The following is a 20,671-nucleotide window of genomic DNA, read 5'->3' on the forward strand; positions in this document are numbered from 1 at the left end:
AAATGGTTCATCGTTCGACTTGCATGTGTTAAGCACGCCGCCAGCGTTCGTCCTGAGCCAGGATCAAACTCTCCGTGAATGCTTACTCGCATCACAGGAAGAGCGGCACCACGAGGAGGAATAATCCCCGGGTGCACAGCGTCCTCGCTGTTGTGTTACTTCAAAGGAACCTCGTCCCGATACAAACGAGACGGGGTATCAACATATCTGGCGTTGACTTTTGGCACGCTGTTGAGTTCTCAAGGAACGGAAGCTTCCATCGGAACCGTTTCACCGGCCCCTCCGGGCTTTCCCTTCGTGTCTCCGACTCTATCAGAAGCTTTTCCGTCGGAATTACCAACCCCGTTTCGAGCACACACGTTTCCGCGGGTCTCGTCGAGGCGGTTGTGCCAACGTACTGGAGCGGGCCCACGGATGCAAATCCGTGGGCCCGCTCCTGGTCCGTGGGTTGACGAGGCGTCAGACCTCGACGACCACCGGGAGGATCATCGGACGCCGGCGGTAGGTGTCGGAGACCCATTTGCCGACCGCGCGGCGGATGAGCTGCTGGATCTGGCGGGCTTCCATCACCCCGTCGGAGGCGGAGCGGGAGAGCCCCTCCTCGATCTTCGGGATGACGGCGGCGAATGCCTCGTCCTCGATTCCGGATCCGCGGGCGTGGATGTTCGGTCCGCCGACGATCTTCCCGGTGGTCGAATCGACCACCACGAAGACGGAGACGATGCCCTCCTCGCCGAGGATGCGGCGGTCCTTGAGGGACGACTCCGTGATGTCGCCGACGGACAGGCCGTCGACGTACACGTAACCGGCCTGGACCTTGCCCGCGATTTTGGCGACGCCGTCCACGAGGTCGACGGCGACACCGTCCTCGGCGATGACGCAGTTGCTCTTGGGGATGCCGGTGAGCTGTCCGAGGTCGGCGTTGGCCCGCAGGTGGCGCCATTCGCCGTGGATCGGCATCAGATTCCGCGGCTTGCAGATGTTGTAGAAGTACAGCAGTTCGCCGGCCGAGGCGTGTCCCGAGACATGGACCTTGGCGTTGCCCTTGTGGACGACATTGGCGCCCCACCGGGTGAGACCGTTGATCACGCGGTAGACCGCGTTCTCGTTGCCCGGGATCAGGGAGGAGGCGAGGATGACGGTGTCGCCCTCGACGATCCTGATCTGGTGGTCCCGGTTGGCCATCCGGGACAGGGCGGCCATGGGTTCGCCCTGGGAGCCGGTGCAGACCAGGACGACCTTCTCGTCCGGCAGGTCGTCGAGGACCTTGACGTCCACGATGAGGCCGTGCGGCACCTTGAGGTAACCGAGGTCGCGGGCGATGCCCATGTTCCTGACCATGGAGCGGCCGACGAAGGCGACCTTGCGTCCGCGTTCGTGGGCGGCGTCCAGGACCTGCTGGATGCGGTGCACATGGCTGGCGAAGCTCGCCACGATGATCCGCTTATCGGCCTTGGCGAAGGTCTGCCGGAGCACCTGCGAGATGTCCCGCTCGGGTGCGACGAAGCCCGGCACCTCGGCGTTGGTTGAGTCGGCGAGGAGCAGGTCGATGCCCTCCTCACCGAGCCGCGCGAAGGCGGGCAGGTCGGTGAGCCGGCCGTCCAGCGGGAGCTGGTCCATCTTGAAGTCGCCGGTGACGACGACCATGCCCGCGGGGGTGCGGACGGCGACGGCGAGGGCGTCCGGGATGGAGTGGTTGACGGCGATGAACTCGCAGTCGAAGGGGCCGATGCGCTCGCGGTCGCCCTCCTTGACCTCCAGGACGTACGGCCGGATGCGGTGTTCCTGGAGCTTGGCCTCGATCAGCGCGAGCGTGAGCTTGGAGCCGATCAGGGGGATGTCGTCCTTCTCCCGCAGGAGGAAGGGGACGGCTCCGATGTGGTCCTCGTGGCCGTGGGTCAGGATGATGCCGACGACGTCGTCGAGGCGGTCCCTGATGGAGCTGAAGTCCGGCAGGATCAGGTCGACGCCCGGCTGCTCCTCCTCGGGGAAGAGCACTCCGCAGTCGACGATCAGCAGCTTGCCGCCGAATTCGAAGACCGTCATGTTGCGGCCGATTTCGCCGAGGCCGCCGAGCGGGGTGATACGGAGGCCGCCGTCGGGCAGGGTCCGCGGGGGGCCGAGTTCGGGGTGCGGATGGCTCAAAAGTCTCTCCTCACCACGCGCGCCGGCAGGGCCTCTTCCGGGCGTTGGCGCGCGTGACATCGTCAGTTGTTCCGTGTGCGTGTGTACGGGTCGTGCTGGTCGTGCTGGGTATCGGGTGCTGCTCGTTCGGTTGTTCCGTCGTATTAAGTTGTGAAGTCTGTGTGGTCACAGGTGTACCCCGCCGGCGGCGAGATCCCTCCTGAGCTGCTCGGTGGCGGCCTCGTCCAGTTCCACGAGGGGGAGGCGGAGCGGTCCCGCGGGCAGTCCGCGCAGCGCGAGGGCGGTCTTGGTGGTGATGACGCCCTGGGCGCGGAACATGCCGGTGTAGACCGGCAGCAGTCGCTGGTGGATCTCGGTGGCCTTGGTGACGTCGCCGCTGGTGTACGCGTCGAGGAGGGCGCGCAGTTCCGGCGAGACCAGGTGGCCGACGACGGAGACGAAGCCGGTGGCGCCGATGGCGAGCAGCGGCAGATTGAGCATGTCGTCACCGGAGTACCAGGCGAGGCCGCTGCGGGACAGGGCCCAGCTGGCCGCGGCGAGGTCGCCCTTGGCGTCCTTGTTGGCGACGATCCTGGGATGTTCGCCCAACCGGACGAGGGTCTCGGTCTCGATCGGGACGCCGCTGCGGCCGGGGATGTCGTAGAGCATCACGGGCAGGCCGGTGGCGTCGGCGATCGTGGTGAAGTGCCGGTACAGACCCTCCTGCGGGGGCTTGTTGTAGTACGGCGTGACCGTCAGCAGGCCGTGGGCGCCGGCGGTCTCGGCCTGGCGGGCGAGTTCCGCGCTGTGCGCGGTGTCGTTGGTGCCGACGCCGGCGACGACGAAGGCGCGGTCGCCGACGGCCTCGACGACGGCCCGTACCAGGCGGTCCTTCTCGGTGTCGCTGGTGGTGGGCGACTCTCCGGTGGTGCCGTTGACGACGAGGCCGTCGTTGCCCGCGTCCACGAGGTGGGCGGCGAGCCGCTGCGCGCCGTCGAGGTCGAGGGCGCCGTCGGCGGTGAACGGCGTGACCATTGCGGTCAGGACCCGCCCGAAGGGGGCCGCGGGGGTGGAGGTCGGAGCCATGGGTCCACGCTACTCGGTGTGTGTACGGGCATGCAGCCTCGGGACCTGCGCAAAGGACTCCGGCGGTGCCTGCTCGGGGGTTCAAGCAACGCCGGAGTCCGTTTCAGCAGCCTAGATGAACTTCACGAATGCCTGCAATCGGAACACTTCGGACATTGCGCTGCGGTCGCGCCGATCGCTTCCGGCCGTTACGGTGCGACCCGCCCGTTCGCGTTGAACGCGGCGTGCGTGAGCGGCATCAGCCGCGCCCAGTGCTCCTCCATCAGCTCGCCCACCATCTCGATCTCGCGCTGCGGGAAGGACGGGGTCGTCGCCAGCTCGTGCTGGGTGCGCAGGCCGAGGAAGTGCATCAGCGAGCGCGCGTTGCAGGTCGCGTACATCGAGGAGAACAGTCCCACCGGGAGTGTCGCGCGGGCGACCTCGCGCGCCACGCCGGCGGCCAGCATCTCCTGGTAGGCCGCGTACGACTGCTCGTAGGACTGCTCCATCGCCGCGACCGTGGCCTTGTGCTGCTCTTCCGTGCCGTGCACGAATTCGTACTTGCCCGGCCGTCCCTGCTGGACGAGCTTGCGCTCCGGGCCCGGCACGTAGAAGACCGGCTGCAGCTCGCGGTAGCGGCCGGACTCCTCGTTGTACGACCAGCCGACGCGGTGCCGCATGAACTCGCGGAAGACGAAGATCGGGGCGCTCACGAAGAACGTCATCGAGTTGTGCTCGAACGGGCTGCCGTGCCGGTCGCGCATCAGGTAGTTGATCAGACCCTTGGACCGCTCGGGGTCCTTGGTCAGCTCTTCGAGGGACTGCTCTCCGGCGGTGGAGACACGTGCCGCCCACAGGACGTCGCCGTCCGACGCGCTGTGCTTGACGAGTTCGACGCTCACGTCGTCGCGGAACCGGACGGGGACGGCGGTCGCGGTGGTGGTCTCGATCGGCACCGGAAGTCCTTCCTGCTTGGCTGCTGCTGTGCGGCGTCAGCCTATTCGCTCCCTATGACAGTGTTCGTCGGCCGGGCCGTGTCCCGAACGGCCGCCCCGAGGTGGCCGATGCGCCGGGCGGCGGCTAGCCTCACCCGTCGTAGCCCCCCGCTCGTGCCCGAAGCTGCCGGAAACCCGAAGAGGATTCTCCGCGTGTCCCTCCCCCGCAATTCCACCACCATCTTCGCCGACGACATCGCGGCCGGACGCGCGCTGCCCCACGCGGCGCAGGACCGCTGGATGCGGCCGTACCGTCCCGGTCCCTGGCGGGTCGCGACCGCCGCGCTGGCGCTGGTCCTGGCCTCGTACCTGATGTTCGCCGCGCTGATCATGGCGGCTGCGGGCAGCGGTCAGGGCGCGGTGACGTGCGTGCTCGCGGGGATCGTGGTGATCGCCCTGACGCTGCGGCTGCTGCGGGTGGGCGTGTGGGTGAGCGGCAAGGGCCTGCGGCAGGTGGAGTTCTTCTCGACCTCGACGGTGTCCTGGAGCCAGGTCGTGGCGGTGCGCACCGCGCAGCAGCCGGTACGGGTGCTGGGGCTGCCGCGCAGTGTGCAGGGGCAGGCGCTGGTGATCACCCGGCGCGGCGGCAAGCAGCTCAAGCCGCTGCTGACCGACCACAACGCGGACTTCCTCGGCCGGGTCGAGGCGTTCGACCTCGCGGCCGACGCGATCGAGGGCTGGGCGGCCGAACTGCGCTGAGCGCGCCGCGCAGCTTCACCCGCCCGGGCGCACGCCCGGAAATTGTTGACGGACCACGCCGCCCGGCGCCGCCGGGCGGCGTTAGGCGCGCTCGCGGACCTCGCGGACCTCGCGCACCTCGCGCCCGTCGTGCAGGGCGATCGCCCGCTGCATCGCCTTGCGGGCGCGCGGGGTGTCGCGGGCGTCGAAGTACGCCACGGCCAGCCGGAACCAGTTGCGCCAGTCGTCCGGCGCGGCCTCCGTCTCGGCCTGCCGCTTGGCGAACACCGCGTCCGCCGACGCGCGGTCGATCCGGCCGCTGGGCGTCCGTACCAGCTCGTCCTCGGGCAGTCCGCCCTCGGCCTCCAGCTCCCGGCCCAGCCGGCCGGCGTGCCGGGCGAACTGCGTGGTGTGCCACAGGAACCAGGCGCCGATCAGCGGCAGGACGAGCACGGCCAGGCCGAAGGCGACGGTGACCGGGCGGCCGTCCGCGATGAGCAGCACGCCCCGGTCGCCGACCAGCACGAAGTAGAAGACCAGTACGACCGCGGAGACGGCGTAGCTGAGTTTGGCGCGCATACGGTTCGGTCCTCCCGGTCCCGGATCAGCCCTCGTCCGTCAGGAAGTGTTCCAGGCCGAAGGTGAGGCCCGGGACGCCGGGCACGGTACGGGCGGCGAGCAGGATGCCCGGCATGAAGCTGCTGTGGTGCAGCGAGTCGTGCCGGATGGTGAGCGTCTCGCCCGTGTCGCCGAAGACGACCTCCTGGTGGGCGAGCAGACCGCGCAGCCGTACCGAGTGCACCGGCACGCCGTCCACGTCCGCGCCGCGGGCGCCGTCCAGGGCGTGCGTGGTCGGGTCCTGCTGGGGCGCCCGGCCGGCCTCGGTGCGGGCCGCCGCGATGAGCTGCGCGGTACGGGTGGCGGTGCCGCTGGGGGCGTCCGCCTTGCGGTTGTGGTGCAGTTCGATGACCTCGACGCTCTCGAACCAGCGGGCCGCCTGCTGGGCGAAGCGCATGGTCAGGACGGCGCCGATGGAGAAGTTCGGGGCGATGAGCACGCCGGTCGCCGGCGAACCGGCCAGCCACGTACGCAGCGTGTCCAGTCGCTCCGGGGTCCAGCCGGTGGTGCCGACCACGGCGTGGATGCCGTGGCCGACACAGAACTCCACATTGGCCATCACCGCGTCGGGGTGCGTGAGCTCGACGGCGACCTGCGCGCCCGCCTCGGTCAGGGTCTCGAGGCGGTCGCCGCGGCCGAGCGCCGCGACGAGGTCGAGGTCGTCGGCGGCCTCGACCGCGCGTACCGCCTCGGAGCCGATCCGGCCCTTGGCGCCGATGACGGCCACACGGAGCTTGCTCATCGCTGTTCGGTCCTCGTCCTTCGGTGTCCGTCGTGTTGGTCGTGTCCGTCGTGTTCTGTCGCGTTCGTGTTCTGTCGCGTTCGTGTTCTCGCGCTAGGCGAGGGCGTCCCGCAGCCGGGCGGCCTGCTTGTCCTTCACGGGCCCTATGACGGCCAGCGAGGGCCGCTGTGCCAGTACCTCACGGGCCACCGACCGGACGTCGTCCGGGGTGACCGCGGCGATCCTGGCGAGCAGGTCGTCCACCGACAGCTGCTCGCCCCAGCACAGCTCGCTCTTGCCGAGCCGGTTCATCAGCGCGCCGGTGTCCTCGAGCCCCAGCACCGTGGAACCGGAGAGCTGGCCGACGGCGCGGGCGATCTCCTCGTCGGGCAGGCCGTGCTCGGCGACCTGCGCCAGCTCGTCCCGGCAGATCTTCAGCACCTCGGGCACCCGGCGCGGCTGGCAGCCCGCGTAGACGCCGAACAGGCCGCAGTCCGCGAAGGAGGACGTGTACGAATACACCGAATACGCCAGGCCGCGCTTCTCGCGCACTTCCTGGAAGAGCCGGGAACTCATGCCGCCGCCGAGCGCGGTGTTGAGCACGCTCAGCGCCCAGCGGCGCTCGTCGTTGCGGGACAGGCCCGGCATGCCGAGCACGACATGGGCCTGTTCGGTGCGCCGGTCGAGCACTTCGAGGCGGCCGGCGGCGCGGATCGTACGGCCGCCGGAGCGCGGGGCGCGCGGGACGGCGTCCGGGTCGCGCAGTGCGCCGGCGTCCTCGAAGGCGCGGCGGACCTGCCGGACGACCGCGTTGTGGTCGACATTGCCCGCGGCGGCGACGACCAGCCGGGTCGGGTCGTAGTGCTTCCGGTAGAAGCGGGCGACCTGGTCGCGGGTGAGGGCGTTGATGGTGTCGACGGTGCCGAGGACCGGGCGGCCCAGCGGGGTGTCGCCGAGCATCGCGGTGGTGAACAGGTCGTGCACCTGGTCGCCGGGGTCGTCCTCGGTCATCGCGATCTCCTCCAGGACGACACCGCGTTCCGCGTCGACGTCCTCCTGGCGGATCAGTGAACCGGTGAGCATGTCGCAGACCACGTCGATGGCCAGCGGCAGATCGGTGTCGAGCACCCGCGCGTAGTAGCAGGTGTACTCCTTGGACGTGAACGCGTTCATCTCGCCGCCGACCGCGTCCACGGCGGCGGAGATGTCCAGCGCGCTGCGCCGCGCGGTGCCCTTGAAGAGCAGGTGCTCCAGGTAGTGGGTGGCGCCGCCGAGCACCGGGGTCTCGTCGCGGGAGCCGACGCCCGCCCAGATGCCGAAGGTGGCCGAGCGGACGGTGGGCAGCGTCTCGGTGACCACGCGCAGGCCGCCGGGCAGCACGCTGCGCCGTACGGTCCCGACGCCGTCGGTGCCCGGGAGGAGGGTCCGCGTGCGGACGGCCCGCCCCTTGGTGGAGGGGCGGGCCGTCACGGCGGTGGAGCGGGTCGTCACTTGGCCGACTCGTCCTTCGCGTCGCCGTCCTTCGCGTCGTCCTCGCCCTCGATGACCGGGATCAGGGAGAGCTTGCCGCGCTGGTCGATCTCGGCGATCTCGACCTGCACCTTGGCGCCGACGCCGAGCACGTCCTCGACGTTCTCGACGCGCTTGCCACCGGCGAGCTTGCGGATCTGCGAGATGTGCAGCAGACCGTCCTTGCCGGGCATCAGCGAGACGAACGCGCCGAAGGTGGTGGTCTTGACGACCGTGCCCAGGTAGCGCTCGCCGACCTCGGGCATCGTCGGGTTGGCGATCTGGTTGATCACCGCGCGGGCCGCCTCGGCCTGCGAACCCTCGGTGGCGCCGATCAGCACCGTGCCGTCGTCCTCGATGGAGATGTCGGCGCCGGTGTCCTCCTGGATCTGGTTGATCATCTTGCCCTTGGGGCCGATGACCTCGCCGATCTTGTCCACCGGGATCTTGATGCTGATGATCCGCGGCGCGTTCGGGGACATCTCGTCGGGGACGTCGATGGCCTCGTTCATCACGTCGAGGATGTGCAGGCGCGCGTCACGGGCCTGCTTCAGCGCGGCGGCCAGCACGGAGGCGGGGATGCCGTCGAGCTTGGTGTCGAGCTGGAGCGCGGTCACGAAGTTCTTCGTGCCGGCGACCTTGAAGTCCATGTCGCCGAACGCGTCCTCGGCGCCGAGGATGTCGGTCAGCGCCACGTAGTGCGTCTTGCCGTCGATCTCCTGCGAGATCAGGCCCATGGCGATACCGGCGACGGGGGCCTTCAGCGGCACACCGGCGTTCAGCAGCGACATGGTGGAGGCGCAGACCGAGCCCATCGACGTGGAGCCGTTGGAGCCGAGCGCCTCGGAGACCTGACGGATCGCGTAGGGGAACTCCTCGCGGGTCGGCAGGACCGGGATCAGGGCGCGCTCGGCGAGCGCGCCGTGACCGATCTCGCGACGCTTGGGCGAACCCACGCGGCCGGTCTCGCCCACGGAATACGGCGGGAAGTTGTAGTTGTGCATGTAGCGCTTGCGGGTCTCGGGCGCCAGGGTGTCGAGCTGCTGCTCCATCCGGAGCATGTTGAGGGTGGTGACGCCCAGGATCTGGGTCTCGCCACGCTCGAACAGCGCGGAGCCGTGCACCCGCGGGATGGCCTCGACCTCGGCGGCCAGCGTACGGATGTCCGTGACGCCGCGGCCGTCGATGCGGATCTTGTCCTTGATGACCCGCTGGCGGACCAGCTTCTTGGTCAGCGAGCGGTAGGCCGCGGAGATCTCCTTCTCGCGGCCTTCGAACTGCGGCAGCAGCTTCTCGGCGGCCAGACCCTTGACGCGGTCCAGCTCGGCCTCGCGGGCCTGCTTGCCCGCGATGGTGAGCGCCTGCGCCAGCTCGCCGGTGACGGCGGCCTCCAGCGCCTCGAACACGTCCTCCTGGTAGTCCAGGAAGATCGGGAACTCGCCGGTCGGCTTGGCGGCCTTGGCGGCCAGCTCGGACTGCGCCTTGCACAGCACCTTGATGAACGGCTTGGCGGCTTCGAGACCGGCCGCGACGACCTCCTCGGTCGGCGCCTCGGCGCCGCCCTCGACCAGGCGGATCGTCTTGTCGGTGGCCTCGGCCTCGACCATCATGATCGCGACGTCGCCGTCCTCCAGCACCCGGCCGGCGACGACCATGTCGAACACGGCCTCCTCCAGCTCGGTGTGGGTCGGGAAGGCCACCCACTGGTTCTTGATCAGCGCGACGCGGACGCCGCCGATCGGCCCGGAGAAGGGCAGGCCCGCCAGCTGCGTGGAGCAGGAGGCGGCGTTGATGGCGACCACGTCGTAGAGGTGGTCGGGGTTGAGCGCCATGACCGTGGCGACGATCTGGATCTCGTTGCGCAGGCCCTTGACGAAGGACGGGCGCAGCGGGCGGTCGATCAGCCGGCAGGTGAGGATGGCGTCCTCGGAGGGGCGGCCCTCGCGGCGGAAGAAGGAGCCGGGGATCCGGCCGGCCGCGTACATGCGCTCCTCGACGTCCACCGTGAGGGGGAAGAAGTCGAAGTGCTCCTTGGGCTGCTTGGAGGCGCTGGTGGCCGACAGCACCATGGTGTCGTCGTCCAGGTAGGCCACGGCGGAGCCGGCGGCCTGACGGGCCAGCCGGCCCGTCTCGAAGCGGATGGTGCGGGTGCCGAAGGTGCCGTTGTCGATCACGGCCTCGGCGTAGTGGGTCTCGTTCTCCACTATGGGGATTCTCCTCGTCCTTGCCCGCAGGGCGTTTCCCTGGCGGGCCATCGGTGGAGGGGCGTCCTGTGCCGGTGCCGGTCTTCGATCGAAGCCTCCGGGTCGTGTTGTCCGGGGGCCACTACCGAGGACCGGCCATTCGGCGATGCAGGAGGACGCTCCTCCTCATACTTGATAACCATTGCACCAGACGACGGAGACATCACGCATGCGGCATGTCCGGTGCATACGGCGATCCGGTGCATACGGCAAAGGGAGCGGCCCCCTGTGACGGGAACCGCTCCCCTGCACGGCGTCTTAGCGAACGCCCGCGGCGCCGGCACGGATGCCGAGGCGCTCGCGGAGCTCACGGAAGCGCGTGATGTCCTTCTTGGCCAGGTACTGCAGCAGACGGCGGCGCTGGCCGACCAGGATCAGCAGACCACGACGCGAGTGGTGGTCGTGCTTGTGGGTCTTGAGGTGCTCGGTCAGGTCCGAGATCCGGCGGGACAGCAGAGCGACCTGGACCTCGGGGGAGCCCGTGTCGCCTTCCTTGGTACCGAACTCGGCGATGATCTGCTTCTTGGTCTCGACGTCGAGCGACATACGGACTCCTCAGGTGTCGGTGGCCTCCGAGCGCCCCCGGTATTCATCGCGGGGGAAGCTTCGTGAACTCGCGAGGCGCGGTCACCGGGCGTACAGCGTGTGAACGCACAGGTGACCGGCACCCAGAGTACCAGCCTGCGCCGGTCCGCTTACCCGCGGGTCACCTGGGGACGGCGGCGGTACGGCGTTCGCGCAGCAGCCGGAAGGCGGTCGACGACGAGGTCGTTGCCCGCGACGGCGCGGTGGAATCCCATTCGGGTGCGGTTGAGAATGCCGTCCACCGCTTCGGGGGCCACTTCTTTTGTGGCGCGCATCGCACCGAAGCCGTCGACCGCCAGGTGGAACCAGGGGTCGCCGTCGAGGATGGTGAGGAGTTCGCGCGCGATCGAGGACTTGCCCGAGCTGGAGGTCCCGTTGAGGAGGACGATCCGGCCGTGGCGCACACCGTAGATCGTACCGGGGTGGGTGGGGCACAGGGTGGGTGAGGGTGGCGTGCAAGGGGCAGTGACCCTGGAGGGCGGCCCTGACATCAGGTGGCTACCGGCGATTAGTCTTGCCCCTGACGGGGAGGGGGATCGGACATGGGATGCGTGGTTATGCGCGCCGAGGTGCGGTCCCGCGACGGTGTCCCGGGCGTACGGACGGCTCCCGTGGGGGCGGCTCCGGTACGGGGACACGGTGAAGCAGCAGACCAGGAGGCATTGTGAGCAGCGATCGGGACGACAACCGCGTGGGCGGGGCCGGCCCTGTCGAGGACCGGGTCGACGCGGACTACACGGGCGAGTTCAGCCTGGGCGACGCGGCGCCTGCCTGGTACATGGGCGACGCGGGGCTCTCCGCGGACGCCGACTCCGACTCCGATGAGGACGAGGCCGGGGCGGATGCCGGGGCCGGGGCCGGGGCCGAGGCTGACGGTGAGGAAAAGGCCGAGGCCGGCGGCGAGGCGCCGGAGGGTGCCGCAGGCGGTGCCGATTCCGTGACGCCGTCGTCTGCGTCTTCGTCGTCCTCGGCTTCGTCTTCGTGGTCGGCCGCCGGGGTGCCGTCGCTGCCGGCGCCGTCCGCGGAACCGTCGTGGTCCGCCGCGGACGTGCCGTCGATCCCGGTGCCGCGTCCCGCGGCGGCCGAGGCGCGCGGCACCGGGCCGGTGGGCGGCCGGGGCGGCGAGCCCGACGCCACGGTGCGCTTCTCCGCCGCCGCGCTGCGCCGCGAGGTCGAGGAGCGCGAGGCCCGCGACCGGCGGACCCCGGACGGCGCGCCGTCCGGCGGGGACCGCTCCGGGACGGAGACGGCGGACGTACGGGAAACGCCGAAGGCGCCGGAGGCCGTGGCCGCCGGGGACGGTCCCGCGGACGCGGCGTCCGCACCGTCGGGGAGTACGGGGAGTACACCGTCGGAGCCGAAGTCGTCGGAGGCCGGGCCGTCGGAGGCCGGGCCTGCCGCCGCCGCGAAGCCGTCGCAGCAGCCGGAGGCGTCCATGCCGTCCAAGTCGTCGGAGCCGGAGCCCGAGGAGGCGCCGCGAGCGCCGGTCTGGGTGCCGCTGCCGGGCGCCGAGGCGAACCCGTGGGCGCCCGTCGCGCCGCGCGGCCCCGTCCCGCCGCTCCCCCCGGACTTCGAGCGCGCGGAGCCCGCCCAGGCCGCACCGGACGCCTCCCCCGACGCTCGGCGCCAGGGCTACGGCTATCCGCCGGCCGCGGAGGCTCCGGCCGCTCCCGTGCACCCGGGCGGTCCCAATCCCCCGGCGCCGCAACAGGGTTACGGTTTTCCGCCGGCGCCTGAAGCTCCTGCGGCGCCGCCGCACCCGGGCGGCCTCAACCCGCCCGCACCCCAGCAGGGTTACGGTTTCCCGCCGGCGGCCCCGGCCGCGCCCGCCGCTCCCCTCCACCCCGGTGGTCCCAATCCCCCGGCGTCGCAACAGGGTTACGGATTCCCCCCGGCGCCCGAGGCACCCGCCGCACCCCTGCACCCGGGCGGGCCCAACCCGCCCGCACCCCAGCAGGGGTACGGTTTCCCGCCCGCCGCCGAAGCCCCGGCCGCACCCGTACACCCCGGTGGTCCCAATCCCCCGGCCCCGCAACAGGGTTACGGTTTCCCGCCCGCGGCTCCGGTCGCTCCCGCCGAGCCGGCCGACGCGGGTCCCGGGCCCGCGACATTGATGAGTTTCCCGCCGCCGACCGGGCAGCCGGTGCATCTTCCGGCGCGGCAGGAGCAGCCGCCCGCGCCGCAGCAGGCGCAGCCCGTGGCGCCCGTACAGCCCGAGCCGCCCGCGCCCACCGCGCCGCCGGGACAGCCCGTACCGCCGACCGGTTACGCCCAGCCGCAGCCGCAGCCGGGTGCGCCGCAGGCACAGGGGTACGGTTTCCCGCCGCCCGTACAGCAGCAGGCGCCCGCCGCTGTGCCCGCCCCGCCCGTACCCGCTCCGGAGCCCGCGCCCGTAGCCGCGCCGCAGGACGCGGCGCCGGAGGACGCGCCGCCCGCGGAGACGAATCTGCCCGCGCCCGCGGCGCCGACCGGATTCGGGGCGCCGCCGCAGGCCGGGCCGCAGCCGTACACGGCGGGGCCGGTGCCGACCGGGCTGCCGCACGGGCAGTTCGGGGCGCCGCAGCAGCCCGCGCCGCCGCAAGCCGGGGCCGGGAGCCCGGCCGAGGGCAGCGGCTACGGTTTCCCGCAGCACGCCCAGCCCGGCCAGGACCAGGCGGCGCCGCTCCAGCCGCTGCCGCAGCAGGGCGGTTACGGCTTCCCGCAGGCGCCGCAGCAGGGCCAGGCGGCGCAGCCGCCGCAGGCCGAACAGCCGCAGCCCGGACCGCAGGCACAGCCGCCACAGGCACAGCCGCAGCCCGCCGCGCCCGTGGACCCGCGGATGGGCGGCTGGCCGACCGTCACGCCCGACCAGCGGCAGCCCACCACGCAGGGCGGCACGCCGCTCGGCTACACGGCGGCCGTCGAGCTGTCGTCGGACCGGCTGCTGCGCAATCCGCCCAAGGCGAAGCGCGCGGGCGCCAACGCGCAGCCGTCGCGGTTCAAGATCGGCGGCAAGAAGGAGGAGGCGGAGCGGCAGCGCAAGCTGGAGCTGATCCGTACGCCGGTGCTGTCCTGCTACCGGATCGCGGTGATCAGCCTCAAGGGCGGCGTGGGCAAGACGACCACGACGACGGCGCTGGGCTCCACCCTCGCCTCGGAGCGGCAGGACAAGATCCTGGCGATCGACGCCAACCCGGACGCGGGCACCCTGGGCCGCCGGGTGCGGCGCGAGACGGGGGCGACGATCCGCGACCTCGTCCAGGCGATCCCGTACCTCAACAGCTACATGGACATCCGGCGGTTCACCTCGCAGGCCACCTCGGGCCTGGAGATCATCGCGAACGACGTGGACCCCGCGGTGTCGACGGCGTTCAGCGACGAGGACTACCGGCGGGCGATCGACGTGCTGGGCCGGCAGTATCCGGTGATCCTCACCGACTCCGGCACCGGTCTGCTCTACAGCGCGATGCGCGGCGTCCTCGACCTGGCCGACCAGCTGATCATCGTCTCGACGCCGTCGGTCGACGGTGCCTCCAGCGCGAGCACCACGCTGGACTGGCTGTCGGCGCACGGCTACGCGGAGCTGGTGTCGCGGAGCATCACCGTGATCTCGGGGGTCCGCGAGACCGGAAAGATGATCAAGGTCGACGACATCGTGGCGCACTTCCGGACGCGCTGCCGCGGCGTCCAGGTGGTGCCGTTCGACGAGCACCTGGCCGCGGGTGCCGAGGTCGACCTCGACATGATGCGGCCCAAGACCCGCGAGGCGTACTTCAACCTGTCGGCGATGGTCGCGGAGGACTTCGTGCGCGCCCAGCAGGCGCAGGGACTGTGGACGGCGGACGGCGCCAACCCGCCGCCGCACCAGGCACCCCCGATGCCGGGCCAGGGCGGCTACCCGCCGTACGGCGCCGGCGCGCCCGCCAACTACCCCCCGCAGCAGGGTTACCCCGCGCCGGGGCCACAGCAGGGCGGATACCCGGCGCCCGGTCAGCCGGGGCAGCCGCAGCCCGGTCAGCCGGGACCGTACGGCGGGCAGCCGCAGGCTTATCCGCAGCCCGGGCAGGGCGGTCCGGCGGCGCAGCCGCAGCAGGGACCGTACGGTGCACAGCCGGCGGCTCCCGGGCCGTTCCAGCCGCAGTCGCCGCAGCCGCACGCCCCGCAGCCGCAGCAGGGCTGGCCGCAGCAGCCGGGTCAGCCGGAGCAGGCCGGTCAGCCGGGCCAGCCCGGGCAGCCGTACGGTGTCCCGCCGCAGGGCCAGCCGCAGGCACCGGCACCCGCACCCGCACCGCAGAATCAGGAGGCGCCGCAACTCCCGCCGGGCTACGGCTTCCCGCCGCCGCCCGCCCAGCAGTGACCGGCGGTCCCCGGCCGACCCGCCCCTAGGGGATCCACGAATGGGCTCAGGGCCGCCACCAGGCATCGTCGCTGGTGGCGGCCCTCCTGTCGGCACAGGTCGCAGGCGCGCGGCGGTGTGTACAACAGCAGGTGTACGGGTCGTCAGCCCGTGGTGGCACAGCGGCGGATCGCGAATCCGCCCGTGGGCCGTCGCCGCGGGCGGCCCGGCGAAGAAGGATGGAATCACACCTTCCCGCTGACGCACCGCCGAGGACGATCCGATGATCGAAGCCCACGCCCTGACCAAACGCTACGGCGAGCGCACCGCCGTGTCCGATCTCAGCTTCACCGTGCGGCCCGGCGTCGTCACCGGCTTCCTCGGGCCCAACGGCGCGGGGAAGTCCACGACGATGCGGATGATCCTCGGCCTGGACGCGCCGACGTCGGGCCGGGTCACGGTCAACGGCAAGCAGTACGCCGAGCACCGCGCCCCGCTGCACGAAGTGGGCGCGATGTTGGAGGCGCGGGCCATCCACACCGGCAGGACCGCGTACAACCATCTGCTGGCGCTCGCCGCCACCACCGGGATCCCGCGCCGCCGGGTGGACGAGGTGATCGAGATCGTTGGCCTCGGCCAGGTGGCCCGCAAGCGAGCGGGCGGCTTCTCGCTCGGCATGGGCCAGCGACTCGGCATCGCGAGCGCACTGCTCGGCGACCCGGCGACGCTCGTACTGGACGAGCCGGTCAACGGCCTGGACCCGGAGGGCATTCTCTGGATCCGCAATCTGCTCAAGGACCAGGCGGCGGAGGGCCGTACGGTGCTGCTCTCCTCGCACCTGATGTCGGAGATGGCGCTGACCGCCGAGCATCTGATCGTCATCGGGCGCGGCCGGCTGATCGCCGACACCTCGGTGGCCGACTTCGTCAGGACCGCGGCCGGGGCCTCGGTGCGGGTGCGGACGGACGAGGCGGAGCGGCTGCGGCAGTTGCTCGTCGGACACGAGGTGTCGGTGGCGTCGGTGGACCGCGGTGTGCTGGAGGTGACCGGGCTCAGCAGCGACCGGATCGGCAGGATCGCCGCCGACCAGGCGATAGCGCTGGCCGAACTCACCCCGCAGCAAGCCTCGTTGGAAGAGGCATTCATGGAGATGACCCGGGACGCCGTGGAGTACCAGGCGCCCGCGCGCGAGCCGGAAGGACTGGCGGCATGAGCACCCTCACCCTCGACAGGGCGCCGGAGGCGCGGCGCGCCGAGCCGCGCGGCCAGGTCACCTTCGCCCGTGTGCTGCGGTCCGAGTGGATCAAGATGCGGACGCTGCGGTCCACCTTCTGGACGATGCTCGCGGCCGTGGTCGCGCTGATCGGCTTCGGCATCCTGTTCGGCGCCGTCGACGCCAACCGCTGGCCGCACATGTCGGCGCACGAGAAGGCCACCTTCGACCCGATCGGCACCAGCCTCCAGGGCTTCTTCCTGGCGCAGCTCGCGATCGGTGTGCTGGGTGTGCTGATGATCAGCGGTGAGTACGCGACGGGCATGATCCGCGCGTCGCTGTCGGCAGTGCCGCGCCGGCTGCCGGTGCTGTGGGCGAAGGCCGGGCTGTACGCGGTGGTCACCTGGGTGCTGATGACGGCCGGGTCGCTGATCGCGTTCCTGTCCGGGCAGGCGCTGCTGTCCTCCCGGCACATAGGGGCCTCGCTGAGCGATCCCGGGGCGGTCCGGATGGTGCTGGGCACGGGCCTGTACCTGACGGTCGTGGCGCTGCTGGGGGTCGCCGTCGGCGCCCTGGTGCGCAACACGGCGGGCGGCATCGCCACGGTCTTCGGCCTGCTGCTGGTGCTGCCCGCGCTCGCCGAGGCGCTGCCCTCGTCGTGGGCGGACCACATCAACCAGTACCTGCCGAGCAACGCCGGACAGTCCCTGACGGCGCTGCACCACGAGGCGCACACACTGGCGCCGTGGCCCGGATTCCTGGTGTTCTGCGCGTACGCGGTGGCGGCCCTGGCGGGCGCGGCGGTGCTGCTGAAGCGGCACGACGCGTGACGGCGTCATGACGTCCGTGCAGGCGTCCCCGGCCACCGCAGCCGGGGACGCCCTCGGGACCGTGCGGGCGGTGGCCGCGCGGATCAGGGAGCGGGTGCGGCGGCGGCTGCCCGCGGTGGCGGTGGACGCGCTGTTCGCCGCGGCGCTGTTCGCGGGTGTGTGCGTGCTCTCGCACGAGGTGCTGCGGGCGCGCCCGGTGTCGTTCCTGCTGGTGCAGACCGGGCTCACGCTGCCGCTGGTGTGGCGGCGCCGGGCACCGCTGCCGGTGTTCTGCTGTGTGGCTGCGGCGGCCTTCGGGCAGTGGCTGGCGGATCTGCAGACGCCGACGGACGTGGCGCTGCTGGTGGCGCTGTACACGGTGGCGGCGGCCTGCGACCGGCGCCGGCTGATGGTGGCCTTCGCCATACTGGAGGCCGGCATCGTGCTGGCCACGGTGGCCTGGGCGGAGCATCACCGGGGTGTGGCGACCTTCGCGTCACTGTCGGCGATGGCGGTCACGGCCGCGGTGTTCGGCGGCAACACGCGCAGCAGGCGCGACCACCTGGCGTTCCTGGAGGACCGGGCCGTGCGTCTTGAGCGGGAGCGGGACCAGCGGGCGCAGCTCGCGGTGGCCGACGAACGGGCCCGTATCGCCCGGGAGATGCACGACATCGTCACGCACAATCTGTCGGTAATGGTGGCCCTGGCGGACGGCGCGGTCTTCGCGCAGGGCCGCAGCCCGGACCGGGCGGAGACCGCGATGCGGCAGGTGTCGGCGACGGGGCGGCAGGCGATCACCGACATGCGGCGCTTCCTCGGGGTGCTGCGGGCCGACGAGCCGGACGCGCTACGGCATCCGATGCCGGGCATCAGCCAGTTGGAGTCGCTGGCCGACCAGGTGCGGGCGGCCGGGCTGCCGACGGTGCTGACAGTGACGGGCGATCCCGGCCCGGTGCCCGCGGCGGCGCAGCTCACCGTCTACCGGCTGGTGCAGGAGGCGTTGACGAACACGCTGAAACACGCGCCGGCCGGCACCCGGGCCGAGGTCCGGATCGGCTGCGCCCCGGACACGCTCACCGTCACCGTGACCGACGACGGACCGGTCCCGGCCGCGGCCGCTACGGGACGCCCGGGGGCGGACGGCGCGGCCCGCTCCCCCGGGCACGGCATCCCCGGGATGCGGGAGCGCGCGGCGGCGTACGGCGGTTCGCTGACCGCGGGCCCGGTGCCCGGCGGCGGCTGGCGGGTCACGGCCGTCCTGGTGCTCGGCGCCCCGCCGGAGGCGCTGTGACCACGCCCGCGACGGACCAGGCCGACGAGGGGCGGCGTGCGGCCATCAGGGTGCTGCTGGTCGACGACGAGCCGCTGCTGCGGATGGCGTTCACGATGGTGCTGGAGGCGCAGTCCGACATGCGGGCGGTCGGCGAGGCGGGCGACGGCGCGCAGGCCGTACGGCTCGCCGAGACGCTGCGGCCGGACGTGGTGCTGATGGACGTCCGGATGCCCGGCACCGACGGCATCGAGGCCACCACCCGGATCGTGGAGCGCTGCCCGCACTCCAAGGTGCTCATCCTCACCACCTTCGACCTGGACGAGTACGCCTTCGCGGGGCTCAAGGCGGGCGCGTCGGGCTTCCTGCTGAAGAACGCGTTGCCCGAGGAGTTGCTGGGCGCGATCCGGTCGGTGGCCGCGGGCGACGCGGTAGTGGCGCCGCGCATCACCCGAAGGCTGCTGGAGAATTTCGCGCACCAACTCCCGTCGGCGGCCGACGGTTCGGCGGAGGACGAGCGGCTGGCCCGGCTGACGGCCCGTGAGCGGGAAGTGCTGGTCGAGGTCGGCCGCGGCCTGTCCAACACCGAGATCGCGGGCGCGCTGCACCTCGCGGAGGCCACGGTGAAGACGCACCTCAGCCGGATCCTGGTGAAGCTGGAGCTGCGCGACCGGGTGCAGGCGGTCGTCTTCGCCTACGAGACGCGCCTGGTCCGGCCCGCGTGATCCGTCCGGCCCGCCCGCGGCCGTCGTCCGGTCACGGGGGCCGTGGTCACAGGCCGGTGGCGCCGTCGATCCGTTCCCTGAGCAGATCGGCGTGGCCGTTGTGCCGGGCGTATTCGGCGATCAGGTGGACCAGGATGAAGCGCAGCGAGATCTCCCGGCCGGTGACCGGCGAGCGGCAGGTGGTGTCCAGGGAGGGTGCTTCGGCGACGATGATCCTGGCCCGGTTGCGTTCGGCGCGCCAGAGCGCGAAGGCGGCCTCGACATCGCCGTCGAGCTGGTCGAAGTCCACGTTCGGCTCGTCGTCGGAGTAGTGCAGCATCGGCAGGTCCTCGCCCGCGAAGTGCTGCCGGAACCACCAGCGTTCGACACCCGCGAGGTGCCGCACCAGGCCGTGCAGGCTCAGCCCGGACGGCGGGACGGCGCGCTGCGAGAGCTGGGCGGCGGCCAGCCCCCGGCACTTCAGCTCGAAGGTGGCGCGGTGCCAGTCGAGAAAAGCCGTCAGGATCTCCCGCTCGCCGCCGGTCGTGGGCAGCGGCGGCCGGTCGTCGCCCGCGGCCCTGGGCGAGTGCTGCACATTCGAGTGGGTGGGGACGTACGCCTGTTCCGACATGCCGCCAAGTGTGGCAGCGGCCTGTGACAGTGCCCCGGCCCCGCGGGGACGAGCCGGGCTATTCGACCGCGGGTCCGGCGCCGCCCGCGGCGTCGGCGGGCTCGGCGGCATCAGCTGGTTCGGCCGCATCAGCGGCGTCCACCAGTTCCCTGGCCCGCTTCACGTCGTCGGCCATCCGCTCCAGCAGCGCGTCGATGGTGTCGAACTTCTCCATGCCGCGCAGATAGGCGAGGAAGTCCACGGCCACGTGCAGGCCGTACAGATCGAGGCCGACGCGATCGATCGCGTACGCCTCGACGGTGCGGGCGGTGCCGTCGAAGGTGGGATTGGTGCCGACCGAGATCGCGGCGGGCATGGCCTCGCCGTCGACGTGCAGCCAGCCCGCGTAGACGCCGTCCGCGGGGATGGCGGTGTGCGGGAGGGTCTCCACATTGGCGGTGGGATAGCCCAGTTCACGGCCGCGCTGCGCGCCGCGCACGACCACGCCCTCGACGCGGTGCGGGCGGCCGAGGATCTCGGCGGCGCCCTCCACGTCGCCCTGGCCGACCAGCCGCCGGGTCAGCGTGGAGGAGAAGGGCTCGCCGCCGCCCGCCTCGCCGCGCACGAAGAGGTCCACGACCTCCAGCTCGTAGTCGTACTTCAGGCCGAGCGCGGAGAGGAATTCGACGTCGCCCGCCGCCTTGTGCCCGAAGCGGAAGTTGGGGCCCTCCACGACATGCTTGGCGTGCAGCCCGTCGACGAGCACGGTCTTGACGAATTCGCTCGGCGACAGCTTGGAGAATTCGCTGGTGAAGGGGATGATCAGCAGCGCGTCCACGCCGAGCGCGGCGACCAGTTCGGCCCGCCGGTGGTGGGCGGACAGCAGCGGCGGGTGGCTGCCGGGGCGGACCACCTCGCTCGGGTGCGGGTCGAAGGTGACGACGACCGAGGGCAGCCCCAGCTCCCGGGCGCGCTCCACGGCACGCCCCATGATCAGCTGGTGACCGCGGTGGACCCCGTCGTACGAGCCGATGGTGACGACGCTGCGTCCCCAGTCACCGGGAACGTCCTCCAAGCCCCGCCAGCGCTGCACTTTGACGCTCCCGCTTTCTCGCCGTTTTCGCCCGATGACCAACCGCATACCGACCGCACGACCGCTCCCATGCCTGAGCGCATGCGCGACCGCGCCGTCCTATCCTGCGGGTCCAAGCC

16 protein-coding genes, 1 rRNA gene and 1 pseudogene are annotated in these 20,671 nt (G+C 71.7%); 6 read left to right on the forward strand and 12 right to left on the reverse strand.

Translation table 11 applies throughout. The features are described 5' to 3' along the window. From BM076_RS27900 to thyX, 4 genes are all read right to left on the reverse strand, one after another. Positions 1-79 (reverse strand): 16S ribosomal RNA (locus BM076_RS27900); the annotation flags it as partial. Positions 80-459: 380 nt separating this feature from the next. After that, positions 460-2,145 (reverse strand): ribonuclease J, encoded by a 1,686-nt coding sequence (locus tag BM076_RS27905; protein ID WP_093716503.1) that lies wholly within the window; start codon positions 2,143-2,145, stop codon positions 460-462. A gap of 165 nt (positions 2,146-2,310) precedes the next feature. After that, the gene (dapA, locus tag BM076_RS27910) at positions 2,311-3,210 is read right to left on the reverse strand and encodes a 4-hydroxy-tetrahydrodipicolinate synthase (protein WP_093716504.1); all 900 of its coding nucleotides are present in this window, start codon (positions 3,208-3,210) and stop codon (positions 2,311-2,313) included. 188 nt (positions 3,211-3,398) lie between these two features. Next, entirely contained in the window at positions 3,399-4,139 is a 741-nt protein-coding gene (thyX, locus tag BM076_RS27915; protein WP_093716615.1) for an FAD-dependent thymidylate synthase, read from the reverse strand. Positions 4,140-4,337: 198 nt separating this feature from the next. On the opposite strand from thyX, the gene BM076_RS27920 reads away from it, so the two are divergent. Next, positions 4,338-4,883, forward strand: a complete 546-nt coding sequence (locus BM076_RS27920) for a hypothetical protein (RefSeq protein WP_093716505.1) — start codon at positions 4,338-4,340, stop codon at positions 4,881-4,883. A gap of 81 nt (positions 4,884-4,964) precedes the next feature. Here BM076_RS27920 and BM076_RS27925 read toward each other — a convergent pair whose 3' ends face one another. From BM076_RS27925 to BM076_RS27950, 6 genes and pseudogenes are all read right to left on the reverse strand, one after another. After that, complete coding sequence (locus BM076_RS27925) at positions 4,965-5,441, reverse strand: tetratricopeptide repeat protein (RefSeq protein WP_093716506.1); 477 nt, start codon at positions 5,439-5,441, stop codon at positions 4,965-4,967. Positions 5,442-5,466: 25 nt separating this feature from the next. Then, positions 5,467-6,222 (reverse strand): 4-hydroxy-tetrahydrodipicolinate reductase, encoded by a 756-nt coding sequence (gene dapB / locus BM076_RS27930; protein ID WP_093716507.1) that lies wholly within the window; start codon positions 6,220-6,222, stop codon positions 5,467-5,469. Positions 6,223-6,315: 93 nt separating this feature from the next. Next, positions 6,316-7,692, reverse strand: a complete 1,377-nt coding sequence (locus BM076_RS27935; RefSeq protein WP_093716508.1) for a M16 family metallopeptidase — start codon at positions 7,690-7,692, stop codon at positions 6,316-6,318. Continuing rightward, positions 7,689-9,914 (reverse strand): polyribonucleotide nucleotidyltransferase, encoded by a 2,226-nt coding sequence (locus BM076_RS27940; RefSeq protein ID WP_093716509.1) that lies wholly within the window; start codon positions 9,912-9,914, stop codon positions 7,689-7,691. Before BM076_RS27940 ends, BM076_RS27935 begins: the two co-directional genes overlap by 4 nt. A 297-nt stretch (positions 9,915-10,211) precedes the next feature. Then, a complete protein-coding gene (gene rpsO / locus BM076_RS27945) occupies positions 10,212-10,499 on the reverse strand; it encodes a 30S ribosomal protein S15 (protein ID WP_033173003.1) in 288 nt (95 codons plus the stop codon). 203 nt (positions 10,500-10,702) lie between these two features. Then, positions 10,703-10,942 (reverse strand): annotated as a pseudogene (locus BM076_RS27950) (phosphotransferase-like protein); the annotation flags it as partial. Between the two features lie 260 nt (positions 10,943-11,202). Here BM076_RS27950 and BM076_RS27955 point away from each other — a divergent pair. From BM076_RS27955 to BM076_RS27975, 5 genes are all read left to right on the forward strand, one after another. Then, a complete protein-coding gene (locus BM076_RS27955) occupies positions 11,203-14,874 on the forward strand; it encodes an SCO5717 family growth-regulating ATPase (protein ID WP_245796448.1) in 3,672 nt (1,223 codons plus the stop codon). Positions 14,875-15,136: 262 nt separating this feature from the next. After that, the gene (locus BM076_RS27960; RefSeq protein ID WP_093716511.1) at positions 15,137-16,066 is read left to right on the forward strand and encodes an ABC transporter ATP-binding protein; all 930 of its coding nucleotides are present in this window, start codon (positions 15,137-15,139) and stop codon (positions 16,064-16,066) included. Further along, positions 16,063-16,896, forward strand: a complete 834-nt coding sequence (locus BM076_RS27965; RefSeq protein WP_093716512.1) for an ABC transporter permease — start codon at positions 16,063-16,065, stop codon at positions 16,894-16,896. Before BM076_RS27960 ends, BM076_RS27965 begins: the two co-directional genes overlap by 4 nt. A 7-nt stretch (positions 16,897-16,903) precedes the next feature. Beyond that, positions 16,904-18,166 (forward strand): sensor histidine kinase, encoded by a 1,263-nt coding sequence (locus BM076_RS27970; RefSeq protein WP_093716513.1) that lies wholly within the window; start codon positions 16,904-16,906, stop codon positions 18,164-18,166. Continuing rightward, positions 18,163-18,870 (forward strand): response regulator, encoded by a 708-nt coding sequence (locus BM076_RS27975; RefSeq protein ID WP_265737117.1) that lies wholly within the window; start codon positions 18,163-18,165, stop codon positions 18,868-18,870. Before BM076_RS27970 ends, BM076_RS27975 begins: the two co-directional genes overlap by 4 nt. A gap of 46 nt (positions 18,871-18,916) precedes the next feature. Here BM076_RS27975 and BM076_RS27980 read toward each other — a convergent pair whose 3' ends face one another. Then, entirely contained in the window at positions 18,917-19,480 is a 564-nt protein-coding gene (locus BM076_RS27980) for a DinB family protein (protein ID WP_093716514.1), read from the reverse strand. A 58-nt stretch (positions 19,481-19,538) separates the two neighbouring features. Then, a complete protein-coding gene (locus BM076_RS27985) occupies positions 19,539-20,552 on the reverse strand; it encodes a bifunctional riboflavin kinase/FAD synthetase (RefSeq protein ID WP_093716515.1) in 1,014 nt (337 codons plus the stop codon). Positions 20,553-20,671: the final 119 nt, after the last annotated feature.

The sequence above is a fragment of the Actinacidiphila alni genome (assembly GCF_900112845.1).
Taxonomy (GTDB): Bacteria; Actinomycetota; Actinomycetes; order Streptomycetales; family Streptomycetaceae; genus Actinacidiphila; species Actinacidiphila alni.

Excerpts from the sequence above, each read along its gene's own strand:
- dapA (WP_093716504.1), bottom strand. The coding sequence starts at position 3,210 with ATGGCTCCGACCTCCACCCCCGCGGCCCCCTTCGGGCGGGTCCTGACC.
- BM076_RS27925 (WP_093716506.1), bottom strand. The coding sequence starts at position 5,441 with ATGCGCGCCAAACTCAGCTACGCCGTCTCCGCGGTCGTACTGGTCTTC.
- dapB (WP_093716507.1), bottom strand. The coding sequence starts at position 6,222 with ATGAGCAAGCTCCGTGTGGCCGTCATCGGCGCCAAGGGCCGGATCGGC.
- rpsO (WP_033173003.1), bottom strand. The coding sequence starts at position 10,499 with ATGTCGCTCGACGTCGAGACCAAGAAGCAGATCATCGCCGAGTTCGGT.
- BM076_RS27960 (WP_093716511.1), top strand. The coding sequence starts at position 15,137 with ATGATCGAAGCCCACGCCCTGACCAAACGCTACGGCGAGCGCACCGCC.
- BM076_RS27965 (WP_093716512.1), top strand. The coding sequence starts at position 16,063 with ATGAGCACCCTCACCCTCGACAGGGCGCCGGAGGCGCGGCGCGCCGAG.
- BM076_RS27970 (WP_093716513.1), top strand. The coding sequence starts at position 16,904 with ATGACGTCCGTGCAGGCGTCCCCGGCCACCGCAGCCGGGGACGCCCTC.
- BM076_RS27980 (WP_093716514.1), bottom strand. The coding sequence starts at position 19,480 with ATGTCGGAACAGGCGTACGTCCCCACCCACTCGAATGTGCAGCACTCG.